Source organism: Duganella sp. Leaf126 (assembly GCF_001423125.1).
Lineage (GTDB): Bacteria > Pseudomonadota > Gammaproteobacteria > Burkholderiales > Burkholderiaceae_D > Rugamonas.
This window is the reverse complement of the sequence record NZ_LMNW01000012.1, coordinates 264,257-276,359: the sequence shown is the minus strand read 5'-3', so window position 1 is coordinate 276,359 and position 12,103 is coordinate 264,257. Positions and strand designations below refer to the sequence as shown.

8 protein-coding genes and 2 tRNA genes are annotated in these 12,103 nt (G+C 66.7%); 7 read left to right on the top strand and 3 right to left on the bottom strand.

Going from position 1 to position 12,103, the window contains the following annotated elements; all coding sequences use genetic code 11:
• Nucleotides 1–6: 6 nt before the first annotated feature.
• Nucleotides 7–933 carry a Gfo/Idh/MocA family protein gene (locus tag ASF61_RS08945; protein WP_056154173.1) on the bottom strand — a complete coding sequence of 309 codons (927 nt, stop codon included), beginning with the start codon at nucleotides 931–933 and terminating at the stop codon, nucleotides 7–9.
• A 179-nt stretch (nucleotides 934–1,112) separates the two neighbouring features.
• Here ASF61_RS08945 and ASF61_RS08940 point away from each other — a divergent pair.
• The 7 genes from ASF61_RS08940 to ASF61_RS08910 all read left to right on the top strand — a co-directional run bounded on the left by ASF61_RS08940 (nucleotide 1,113) and on the right by ASF61_RS08910 (nucleotide 9,486).
• Nucleotides 1,113–1,188 (top strand) — tRNA-Gly (locus tag ASF61_RS08940).
• Between the two features lie 44 nt (nucleotides 1,189–1,232).
• Nucleotides 1,233–1,308 (top strand) — tRNA-Gly (locus ASF61_RS08935).
• A 216-nt stretch (nucleotides 1,309–1,524) separates the two neighbouring features.
• Complete coding sequence (locus ASF61_RS08930) at nucleotides 1,525–2,712, top strand: efflux RND transporter periplasmic adaptor subunit (RefSeq protein ID WP_056154169.1); 1,188 nt, start codon at nucleotides 1,525–1,527, stop codon at nucleotides 2,710–2,712.
• Nucleotides 2,713–2,725: 13 nt separating this feature from the next.
• Nucleotides 2,726–5,884: an efflux RND transporter permease subunit gene (locus ASF61_RS08925; RefSeq protein ID WP_056154165.1), complete on the top strand. Its 3,159-nt coding sequence runs from the start codon at nucleotides 2,726–2,728 to the stop codon at nucleotides 5,882–5,884.
• A 1-nt stretch (nucleotide 5,885) separates the two neighbouring features.
• Nucleotides 5,886–7,388, top strand: coding sequence for an efflux transporter outer membrane subunit (locus ASF61_RS08920; RefSeq protein ID WP_229205772.1), 1,503 nt, complete (start codon nucleotides 5,886–5,888; stop codon nucleotides 7,386–7,388).
• A gap of 19 nt (nucleotides 7,389–7,407) precedes the next feature.
• On the top strand, nucleotides 7,408–8,088 hold the full coding sequence (locus ASF61_RS08915) for a response regulator transcription factor (RefSeq protein WP_056154162.1): 681 nt from the start codon (nucleotides 7,408–7,410) through the stop codon (nucleotides 8,086–8,088).
• Between the two features lie 18 nt (nucleotides 8,089–8,106).
• The gene (locus ASF61_RS08910; RefSeq protein ID WP_056154159.1) at nucleotides 8,107–9,486 is read left to right on the top strand and encodes a HAMP domain-containing sensor histidine kinase; all 1,380 of its coding nucleotides are present in this window, start codon (nucleotides 8,107–8,109) and stop codon (nucleotides 9,484–9,486) included.
• Nucleotides 9,487–9,670: 184 nt separating this feature from the next.
• On the opposite strand, the gene ASF61_RS08905 is transcribed toward ASF61_RS08910, so the two are convergent.
• Nucleotides 9,671–11,230 carry a hypothetical protein gene (locus tag ASF61_RS08905; RefSeq protein WP_056154157.1) on the bottom strand — a complete coding sequence of 520 codons (1,560 nt, stop codon included), beginning with the start codon at nucleotides 11,228–11,230 and terminating at the stop codon, nucleotides 9,671–9,673.
• Entirely contained in the window at nucleotides 11,227–12,000 is a 774-nt protein-coding gene (locus ASF61_RS08900; RefSeq protein ID WP_056154153.1) for an ABC transporter ATP-binding protein, read from the bottom strand. The genes ASF61_RS08905 and ASF61_RS08900 overlap by 4 nt, the downstream gene beginning before the upstream one ends.
• Nucleotides 12,001–12,103: the final 103 nt, after the last annotated feature.

Here is a 12,103-nt window from a genome sequence, read left to right as displayed (position 1 = left end):
GTGCGCCTAGTCGTGGAAGGCGTCGACGACCTTACGCTTGCCGAGCATGAACGCATCGGCCACGTGGCGCAGCGGCGCCACGTCGACGTCCGACTTGCCGGCCTTGACCAAGTCGGCGAACACGCGGTACAGCGACGGGTACTCGGCTTCCTTGTCCAGCGGCTGCTCGACGTCGTCGATCCACAGGCGCGAGCCGCCGTCGGACAGCTTGAGCTGGCCCTTGGCCGTGTCCACCACGATGTCCCAGCTTTGCTTGCCGGTCTGGCGCCAGTCGAATTCGGCGTGCACGCGCAGGTCGCCCGCGCCCTGGAAGTGCAGGTCGGCAGCAATCGGCGCTTCGCGGTTGTCGGGAAACTCCAGGCTGGCGCCGCTGAGGAAGACACGCTGCGGCAGAATCTCGGTCACGATCGACAGCGCATTGATGCCCGGATCGAACACGCCAAGGCCGCCCGCCTGCCAGATCCAGTCCTGGTTCGGATGCCAGTGCCGCACATCCTCCTTCCACACCACGTGCAGGCTGGTCGGGGCATGGGCCGCCAGGTAGGCCTTGGCCGGCTGCACGCCGGGCGCATAGCGCGAGTGCCAGCTGGTGAACAAGGTCAATCCTTTCGATGCTGCCAGCGCTTCGAGGTCGGCCACTTCCGACAGCGTGGCGCCGGGCGGCTTTTCCAGGAACACATGCTTGCCGGCGCTGAGCGCCGCGTGGGCCGCGCTGTAGCGGTACTGCGGCGGCATGCACAGCGACACCGCTTCGATGTCCGGCATCTGCGCCAGCATGGCTTCGATCGAGGTAAACCCCGGGATGCCGTCGACCGTGTTGTGACGGCTGGCCGAAGCGATCAGCTGGTAATCGGGATTGGCGGCAATCGCCGGCAAATGCTGGTCGTGCACGATCTTGCCGACGCCGACGATGGCGAGTTTGATAGCGGACATGATGTCTCTTTCTAGTGATGAATGGGCGCAGTACTGCAAGCTAGCGCTATCCTAAGGGACGCCGGGATGCCACACCAATGACTTTTGCAGCACTAAACATAACCAAATCGACATAGCACTTTTCGCAGTGGAATTTGATCTGGCGCGTTTCGAAAAAGGTTGTTAGAATAGCGCCCTCTGCGGGAGTAGCTCAGTTGGTAGAGCGCAACCTTGCCAAGGTTGAGGTCGAGAGTTCGAGACTCTTCTCCCGCTCCAGTTTTCCTTGCGAAAGCTGGCTGGTTTGTCATTCACACTCCTGTGCGGGAGTAGCTCAGTTGGTAGAGCGCAACCTTGCCAAGGTTGAGGTCGAGAGTTCGAGACTCTTCTCCCGCTCCAGTTTCCCCCCCCTGTTTGTCTTCCCTTGTTGTTCGTGCGTGTCGTTGGCCATGCCCGGGTTGCGCTTGACCGATGTCTTTTTGCCACTGCCGCTGCTACATTAACTAAATTTAATCAATCGCACAGCCCCATTTAAGCCCCTACCGGGCATAGTGCAGTGCCATCAGAAAACTTTTAGTATTTCGACCGCGCCCCTATCGCCAACTGGACCGAACAATGCACCTGACCACCCTTGCGCGCCGTTCCGCGCTCGCTGCCGCTGTTACCACCGTCACCCTCGCCCTCGCTGCCTGTGGCGAGAAAAAACAACCCTCGCCGCCGCCCGTCCCCGAAGTGACGGTGCTCGCAGTCAAACGCGACAGCGTGCCGCTCAAGGTGGAGCTGCCCGGCCGCACCGCGCCCTTCCTGCTGGCCGAGGTGCGTGCTCGGGTCGATGGCATCGTGCAGGAACGCCGCTTCGTGGAAGGCGCCGACGTTAAGCAAGGCCAGCCGCTGTACCTGATCGACGCTGCGCCATACCGCGCCACTCTGGCCAGCGCCGAGGCCACGCTGCAGCGTGCGCAGGCCAACCTGGCATCCACCACCGCCCAGCTCGACCGCTACAAGGTGCTGATCGGCGGTAACGCGGTCAGCAAGCAGGCCTTCGACAATGCCCAGGCCGCGCAACTGCAGGCCGCTGCCGATGTGGCGGCCGGCAAGGCGTCGGTCGCCACCGCCAAGATCAACCTCGGCTACACCAACGTGACGGCGCCGATCAGCGGCCGCAGCAGCGTCTCGCAGGTCACGCAAGGCGCCTACGTTCAGGGCGGCTCGGCCACCCTGCTCACCACCATCCAGCAGATCGACCCGATGTATGTCGATTTGCAGCAGTCGAGCGTGGAAGGACTGGGGCTGCGCCGCGACCTCGCTGCCGGCGCACTCAAGCTCGACGGCGCCAATCACGCCACCGTCACCCTCAAGCTCGAAGATGGCACCACCTATCAGCACGCGGGAACGCTGGAATTTGCCGGCGTGACCGTCAACCCGGCCACCGGCTCGGTCACCCTGCGCGCCAAGTTCCCCAATCCCGATCACCTGCTGCTGCCCGGCATGTATGTGCGCGCGTCCGTCAGCCAGGGCGTGCGCCCGGCCGTGATCCGCGTGCCGACACCGGCTGTCACCCGCAACGCCCAGGGCGAAGCGACCGTGATGCTGGTCGGCGCCGACAACAAGCTCGAACAACGCACGATCGAAACGGGCGCGCTGGTCGATGGCCAGTGGCTGGTCGAGAAAGGCCTGCAGGATAACGAACGCATCGTCACCAGCGGCATCCAGAAGCTCAAACCGGGGATCGTGGTCAAGGTGCGCGCCGCCGCGCCGGCCGCCGCTGCCACCGCCGCTGCCACCCCGGCTGCAGCGCGCTAAGGGACGACACACGATGCCTAAATTTTTCATCCAGCGCCCGATCTTTGCCATCGTCATCGCGCTCCTGATCATGCTGGTCGGCGTCATCTCGCTGATGAAGCTGCCGGTCGAACAGTATCCACCGGTCTCGCCGCCCACCGTGCAGATCCAGGCCAGCTACCCTGGCGCCTCCGCCGAGACCATGCAGAACACCGTGGTGCAGGTGATCGAACAGCAGATGACCGCGATCGACAACCTGCTCTACATGACGTCCACCAGCGACGACACGGGCCAGTCCACCACCACCCTGACCTTTGCCGCCGGCACCGATCCCGACATCGCCCAGGTGCAGGTGCAGAACAAGCTGCAGCTTGCCGTGCCGCGGCTGCCCAACGATGTCCAGCAATCGGGCCTGCGCGTGAGCAAATCGACATCGGACTTCCTGATGGTGGCGGCCTTTGTCTCGGACGACAACAGCATGACCAAATTCGACATCGCCAACTACGTGGCCTCGAACATCCAGGACCCGCTCTCGCGCATCCCCGGCGTGGGCAGCATGAACCTGTTCGGCACCCAGTACGCGATGCGGATCTGGCTCGATCCCGTCAAGCTGCGTAGCTATTCGCTCACGCCGCTCGACGTCAACACGGCCATCGTCGCGCAGAACGTGCAGATCTCCGGCGGCCAGCTGGGCGGCTCGCCTGCCGTCACGGGCCAGACGCTGAGCGCGACCATCAGCGAATCGACACTGATGCGCACGCCCGAGCAGTTCCAGCGCATCCTGCTCAAGGTGCAGCCCGATGGCTCCGCCGTGCGCATCGGCGACGTCGCCCGGGTGGCGCTCGGTCCCGAAAACTACAACGTCGATGTGCGCATCAGCGGCAAGCCTGCCTCGGGCCTCGGCATTTCGCTGGCGCCCGGCGCGAACGCGCTGGCCACGGCCGACGCCGTGCGCGCCCGGCTGGACGACCTGAAAGCCTATTTCCCGCACGGCCTGCGCGTGGTGTACCCGAACGACATCACGCCGTTCATCAAGGTCTCGATCCACGAAGTGGTGAAGACCCTGATCGAAGGGATCGTGCTGGTGTTCCTGGTGATGTACCTGTTCCTGCAGAACTTCCGCGCCACCCTGATTCCGTCGATCACGGTGCCGGTGGTGCTGCTCGGGACCTTCGGCATCATGTCGGCGCTCGGTTTCACCGTCAACACGCTGTCGATGTTCGGCCTGGTGCTGGCGATCGGCCTGCTGGTCGACGACGCCATCGTGGTGGTGGAAAACGTCGAGCGGGTGATGCACGAGGACGGCCTGGGGCCGTACGACGCGACCGTCAAGGCCATGGGCCAGATCACCAGCGCGCTGATCGGCGTGGCGCTGGTGCTGTCTGCCGTGTTCGTGCCGGTGGCGTTTTCCAGCGGTACCGTCGGCGCCATCTACCGCGAATTCTCGCTGACGGTAGTGGCCTCGATGCTGCTGTCGGTGTTCGTGGCCCTGACGCTGACGCCAGCGCTGTGCGCGATGCTGCTCAAGCGGCCGGACCCCGATCACCATGATAAGCGCGGTTTCTTCGGCTGGTTCAACCGCAGTTTCGATCGCACCCGCGACCGCTACCTGGGCGGCGTGACCGCCATCATCGGCCGCCGCGGCCTGTGGATGGTGCTGTATGCGGTGCTGATCGGCGCCGTGCTGTTCCTGTTCCTGCGTCTGCCCGGCGGCTTTTTGCCCAAGGAAGACCAGGGCTATATGTTCGTGCAGGTGCAAACCCCGGCTGGCAGCACGCTGGAAACCACCGGCAAGGTGCTCGACGAGATCAGCAACTACCTGCTGACGGACGAAAAGGCGATGGTCGAATCGACCTTCCTGACCAACGGCGCCAGCCAGCCGCAGCGCGGCCAGAACCAGGGCCGTCTGTTCGTGCGCCTGAAACCGTGGGGCGAGCGCGAAGACGCCAGGCTTTCCGTGAGCGCGCTGAGCGACCGCATCGCCGCCCGCTACGCCAACTTCCAGGGCGCCCAGGTGACGCCGGTGGAACCGCCGCCAATCCGCGGTCTCGGTTCGGCCACCGGTTTCTCGCTGCAGCTGCAGGACCGTGGCAACGCCGGCCACGAAGCGCTGGGCAAGGCGCGCGACCAGCTGCTGGAACTGGCGAAAAAGGAGCCGAACCTGAGCCGCGTGCGCTACACGGGCCAGGCCGACAATGCGACCTATAAAATCAATATCGACCGCGAGAAGGCGGCAGCGCTGGGCGTGAGCCTGACCGATGTCGACCAGACCTTTGCCACCGCCTGGGGCTCGCGCTACATCAACAACTTCTTCGATACCGACAACCGCATCAAGCGCGTGTATGTGCAGGCCGACGCCCAGTTCCGCATGAACCCGGACGACATCAAGCTGCTGTACGTGCGCAACCAGGCCGGCGGCATGGTGCCGTTCTCCGCGTTCGCCACCGCCCAGTGGGCGTGGGGTGCGCCGGCCATGTCGCGCTACAACGGCATCGAGTCGGCCGAGATCCTCGGCCAGCCGGCGCCCGGCCACAGTACCGGCGAAGCGATGAAGATCATGGAACGGCTGGTGGCCCAGCTGCCGGAAGGCTTCGGCTACGAGTGGAGCGGCATCTCGCTGCAGGAATCGCAGGCCGGCGCGCAGGCGCCGCTGCTGTACGCGCTGTCGATCCTGGTCGTGTTCCTGAGCCTGGCCGCGCTGTATGAAAGCTGGTCGATTCCCGTCTCCGTCATCATGGTGGTGCCGGTCGGTGTGCTCGGCGCGCTCGGCGCGGCCACCGCCTTCGGCCTGGAAAACGACGTGTTCTTCCAGGTCGGGCTGCTGACCACGATCGGCCTGTCGGCCAAGAACGCGATCCTGATCGTGGAATTTGCACGCGAACTGCAGATCGAGGGCTACGCGATCCTCGATGCGGCGCTGGAGTCGGCCAAGCTGCGCCTGCGCCCCATCATCATGACGTCGATGGCCTTCGTGCTGGGCGTGCTGCCGCTGGCCATTGCCAGCGGCGCCGGCGCGGCCAGCCAGAATGCGCTCGGCATCGGCGTGATCGGCGGCATGCTGACGGCGACCTTCCTGGCGACGTTCCTGATTCCGCTGTTCTTCGTGCTCATCGCAGGCAAGATCAAACAACGCAACCCATCGGACGGCGCCGCACCGCCGGCCGCCATCGCCACCCAGCCGGAGGCGCACTGACATGAAGACCACGCTGAACACCATGATGCAGACGCTGGGCGCAGTACTGGGCCCGTTACTGGCCGGGACACTGGTCGCCGGCTGCGCCCTGCAGCCCGCCTATCAGCAGCCGACCACGGCCGCCACGACCACCACGCCGGCCTACCCGACCGGCCCGGCCTATGCGGCCGCACCGACGGCGAACGGCACTGCCGCCGCCGACACGGGCTGGCAGAACTTCCTGGTCGATCCCCGGCTGCAGGCGCTGGTGCGCCTGGCACTCGACAACAACCAGGATCTGCGCGTGGCCCTGCTGCGCGTCAGCCAGGCGCAGGCGGCCTTGCAGTTGCAGCGCGCCGCCGCCCTGCCCACGGTCGGCGCCGAAGCGTCGGCCGGACGCTCGTCGACCACCAATAATGCGTCCGGCAACCGCGCGCTCAGCAAGAGCAACGCGGTGATGCTCAATACCGCATGGGAGATCGACCTGTTCGGCCGCCTGCAAAGCCTGAGCGAGTCCGCGCGCGAACAATACCTGGCCAGCGCCTACGGCCGCCAGGCCACGCACATCCTGCTGGTGTCGCAGGTGGCCGACCAGTATCTGGCCATGCTGGCCTACGACGAGCAGCTGAAGGTCACCGACGATACGCTGGCTGCCGCGCGCGAGTCGTACCGCATCGTCAAGCTGCAATACGACACCGGCACCACCTCGGCGCTCGACGAATCGCTGGCGCAGGTGACGCTGCAGCAGGCCGAAGCGAACCACGCTGCGCAGCTGCGCCTGCGCGCTCAGGCCGAGAATGCGCTGGTGCTGCTGCTGGGGCAACCGCTGCCGGCCGATCTGCCGGCCGCCACACGGCTCGGGCAGCAGGCCATGCTGGCCGATATCCCTGCCGGCCTGCCGTCCGACCTGCTGCTGCGCCGGCCCGACGTGCAGCAGGCCGAGGCGCTGCTGCGCGCCGACTACGCCAACATCGGCGCTGCGCGCGCAGCCTTTTTCCCGCGCATCAGCCTGACCGCGGCCGCCGGCACGGCCAGCAACGCGCTCGGCGACCTGTTCAAGGCCGGCACCGGCGCCTGGTCGCTGGCGCCCGAGCTGCTGCTGCCGCTCTTCGACGGCGGCGCGCGCCAGGCCAATCTCGATACGGCCCGCATCAACCGCGACATCGGCGTGGCCCAGTACCGCAAGAGTGTGCAGACGGCGTTCCGCGAAGTGGCCGACGGTCTCGCCGCGCGCGGCACCTACGACACCGAGCTCGCTGCCCGCCAGCGCAATGTCGATGCCCAGCAACGCCGCGTGACGCTGGCCGAGATGTTGTACAACAATGGCGTCAACGACTACCTGAGCGTGCTCACCGCAAAAACCGACTTGTACAATGCCCAGATCAACCTGATCACGGCGCGCCAGAACCGGCTGACGTCACTGGTCGGCCTGTACCGGGCCCTGGGCGGCGGCTGGATCGCCCGCACCGGCGACGCACCGGCGCCAGCCGACAGCGGCGCGGCAGCAGCGACGCCGGCAGCGTGAGGCGCAACGGAGGAATGCGGTGAAACTATTACTGGTCGAAGACAATGAACGCGTGAGCCGCTTCGTTAAGAAGGGGCTGATCGAGGCCGGCCACACGGTGGACCATGCCGACAACGGCAAGGACGGCATGTACCACGCGGTGAGCGCGGCCTACGACGCCATCATCATGGACCGCATGCTGCCGGGCGGGATCGACGGCCTGGCCATCATCGAAGCGCTGCGCATGCACGGCAACCGGGTGCCGATCCTGATCCTGTCCGCGCTCGACGGCGTCGATGACCGCATCCGCGGCCTGAAGAGCGGCGGCGACGATTACCTGATCAAGCCGTTCGCCTTCGGCGAACTGCTCGCGCGCCTGGACGCGCTGATGCGCCGCTCGCAGAACGTGTCGGTGGACACCGTGCTGGCGCTGGGCGACCTGAGCATGGACCTGCTGGCCCATAAAGTGGTCCGCGGCGGCAAACCGGTCGCCCTGCAGCCGCGCGAATTCAAGCTGCTCGAATACCTGCTGCGCCACGCCAACCAGGTCGTCACGCGCACCATGTTGCTGGAAAACGTGTGGGACTACCACTTCGATCCGCAGACCAATGTGATCGATGTCCATATCAGCAAGCTGCGGCAGAAGATCGACGCCGGTTTCCCCGTGCCGCTGCTGCGCACCATGCGCAATGCCGGCTACATGCTGACCGACCGCGAGTAGCCGCGAGAAATTATCCCCATGCTGAAACTGCCCGGCTTTTCCGCCCGCACCATCGCCATCGGCTACGCCGCCATCAGCCTGCTGGTGCTGGCCATGTTTGCAGGGCCGCTGTGGTGGGCCTGGAACATCAATATCGAACAGGTGCGCACCGAGCTGCTGCAGTCCGAATCGCGCCGCATGTGCAACCTGTTCGCCCGCACCGGACCGTTCGCACTGGCGGCCGCCATCGACAGCCAGGTGATGGGCACCAACGACGGCGTGCGCAAGATCATCGTGTTCACCGCGCCCAACGGCGTCAAGCTGGCCGGCAACCTGCCCGGCTGGCCTGCCGACCTGCCGCGCGTCGAGGGCAACAGCTCGGCCACCATCGAGGTCGATGGCACGCCGCGCCGGATCGAGATGGTGCAGATGACGCTCAAGGATGGCTACCGCCTGCTGGTGGCCAGCAACCTCAATCGCTTCGACGTGCTCGAACAGCTGTTCATCTATGGCCTGCTGGGCTGCGCCGCCGCAGTGCTGATGGTGGCGGCGCTGGGCGGCGTGATGATACGGCGCGCCCTGCTGGCGCGCGTGCAGAACATCAGCCAGACCACGTCCGCCATCATCGAAGGCCAGCTGTCGCGCCGCCTGGCGGTGCCCGACGACGGCGACGAGCTGCAGCTGCTCACGCACACCGTCAACCGCATGCTCGACCAGATCGAACACCTGGTCACCGGCGTGCAGGACGTGTCGAACGCGATCGCCCACGACCTGCGCACGCCGCTGTCGGAACTGCGCGCGCGGCTTGAGGAACTGTCAGTCGCGCGGCCGTCCGACGAGGAAACCTATGCCGAGATCGACGCCGCGATCGGCGACGTCGATCGCGTGATGAGCATTTTCAATGCCCTGCTGCGGCTGGCGGAAATCGACAGCGGCAGCCGCCGTGGCGGCTTCGTCGAGGTCGATCTGGCGCGCCTGGGCGCCGAGGTGGCCGAATTCTACCTGCCGGTGGCGGAACTGAAAAACATCGCACTCAGCTTCACCCCCAGCGGCAACCTGGCCACCATCGGCGACCCGGTGCTGCTGGCGCAGGCGCTGGGCAACTTGGTGGAAAACGCCCTCAAGTATGCGCCCGAGCACGGCGTCATCGCGATCACGGCCAGCCGCCCGACCGATGACGTGCTGCAGCTGGTGGTGGCCGACAACGGCCCCGGCGTGGCCGAGGACGAGCGGCCGAAAGTGGTGGAACGGTTCTACCGCGGCGACGCCAGCCGCGGCACGCCGGGCGTGGGTCTGGGGCTGTCGGTGGTGTCGGCCGTGGCGCGGCTGCATGGCGGCAGCCTGACCCTGGCAGACAACGCGCCGGGCTTGCGGGCGACGCTGCTGGTGGCGGCGTCGGTACATGCGCCGACGCGTTAGCGACGCAGGCGGCGGTGCAAATGGCGGCGTCGGTACATGCGCCGACGCGTTAGCAAGGCAGGCGGCGCTGCTGGCGGCGGCAGTGCATGCACCGGGGTAGCAGCGAGACAGGCAACACCGGGCGGCAGCCGGCCCCGGTACCAAGTACAGAACCTGCGCCGCACCACCGTTGTTCAGGGCATCGTCAAGCCGTTTTGACCTGTGTTACCGCCAGCTGGCGCCGCACGCGTACCTGCCGGGTTTGCCGCACGGCCCACGCCACGCCCAGGATCAGCAGCGCCGCGCCCAGCGCTAGCGGGCTCCATTTCAGCATCGGCGCGTAGTCCATCCCCATCAGCAGCAGCCACACGGTGGCGGCCCAGGCGAATGAGCTCAGCGATTGCAGCAGGCCGCCCACGCCGCGACCGCTGCGCTGGTTGAAGTCGCTGCGCTTGCCGGGCTGGCAGTTCCACAGGATGATGGTGGCGCTGGCGACCGCACCGCACAGCAGTGTCAGCAACACCGCCAGGCCCGCCAGCGGACGGTGAACCAGCAGCCACAGCGCGGGCAGCACCACCAGTGCCAGCGGCGGCACCGTGGCAGCGGCCACCTTGGCGCCTTCGATGACGGCGGCGCTGCGCGGGGCGCTGGCCAGCAGATCCGGCGCATCTTCTGCGGCGATGGTGATCCAGGCCAGCGAACCGGCCATCGACGCGCAGACGAACACGATCGCAGCGCCTGCCGAGGCACTGATGGTGTCGGCGTTCTTGAAGACGATGAAACCGAGCGGCACCATGTACAGCAGACGCATCAGCACCTGGGTGATCAGGCGCGTGTCGCGCCCGATCAGGCGCCACTCCTTGACCATGGTGGTCCACACCAGCCCGCGCGTGAAATTGAGGCGCGGGCCACCGCGCGGCGCTGCCGCTGCCCTGCCCGCGCCGGCGGCCTGCTGCACGCCGCTGGCAAAGAAGCCGCGCGTGGTACGCGTGGTAAAGAAAAACAGCGCCACGCCGGCTGCCAGCAGCGCCGCCAGCGGCAGCGGCCGGCCCAGCGCCGCGTGACCGAGCCACAGCACGCCGGACCAGTCGCCGTGGACCAGCCATTTCAATCTTTCGCCCATGGCGCCGTGGACGTTGGCCGCCTGCGACAGCAGGAACACCAGCGCGCCGGCAATGGCGCTGAGCACCTGCACCAGCACCTTGGTGCGGCGCGCGCCGATCAGGCGCACCAGGACCAGCGTCAACAGCATGGCGCCGGAGGACACCAGCAGCGCCAGCGCGAAGACCACCACGTACAAGGCCAGCCATTCCGGGTGGCCGGTCAGCAGCCCCACGTTGGCAAACGGCGCCAGGAAATACAGGAAGGCGCCGGCCACGCTGACGACCAGGCCCAGCAGGCGCGTGAAGAAGATGCTGGCCGTCGGCAGCGGCGACGACAACAGCAGGTCGAGGTCGCCCCGCTCGAACAGGGCCGATACGCTGCCGCGCAAGGCCGCCGCCAGCATCAGCGTCACGCCCACCAGCACGGCCGCGGTCGCCAGCATGGCCGCCAGCGCCGTCGCCGGCCCCTGCCGGTGGAGCTCCGGTATCAGCGTGAAGGCCACGCCATGCAACGCCAGGTGCAGCACGACCAGAAACGTCGGGCCAAGCCACCGGGCGCCGATCTTGCCGTTGGCGCGCACCTTGCGCATGGCAGCGAAGACCATCCGTATCTCGTGGCGCAGCAGCCACCAGGTGCTGCCCGGCGCGCCCTTGCCGATCATGCCGGCTCTCCGGTCAGCTGCAGGAACACGTCTTCCAGCGTACCGCCGGCGCCCAGCCCCGCCAGCGCCCGCAGCTCGTCGAGCGTGCCTTCGGCGATCAGGCGCCCGGCGCGGATCACGCCGATCCGTTCGGCCAGCCGCTCGGCGACCTCCAGGATGTGGGTGGTCAGCACCACGGTGCCGCCGTCGGTGACGTGCTGCTGCAGCAGGTCCTTGACCTGGCGCGCCGCGGCGGCGTCGAGGCCGGTGAGCGGCTCGTCGAGGATCAGCAGCTGCGGCGCATGGATCAGCGCACCGGCCAGCGCCAGCTTCTGTTTCATGCCGCGCGAAAAACCTTCGGTCAGCTCGTGGGCATGCTTGCTGAGGTCGAGCCAGTCGAGCAGGTGGCGCGCGCGCGGCTCGGCTTCGTGGGCAGCGATGCCCCACAGCCCGGCGACGAATTCCAGGTACTCGGTGGGCTTGAGCTTGGCGTATACCATCGGCTCGTCGGGCAGATAGGCCATGTCGCGCTTGGCGGCCGCCGGATCGTCAAGCATGTCCACGCCCAGCACCTCGACGCTGCCGCTGTCGGGCGCCAGCAATCCGGTCGCCATGCGCAGGGTCGTGGTCTTGCCGGCGCCATTGGGCCCCAGCAGCGCGTAGAACTCGCCGCGGCGCACGGCCAGGTCGAGGCGATCGACGGCCGGGCGGCCGAACGACTTGGACAGGGATTGCAGGCGTAAGGCGTGATCGCGCATGGCATCGGCAGTGATGAAGTGATAATTCCCCATCTTGTTCCAAGCCGAGAATGATGTCCAGTGGAAAATTAGTTAATCAATAATTTAGCATGGTTACAAAACCGCCGACGCCCATTTTGACCGGCCGAATGATTAA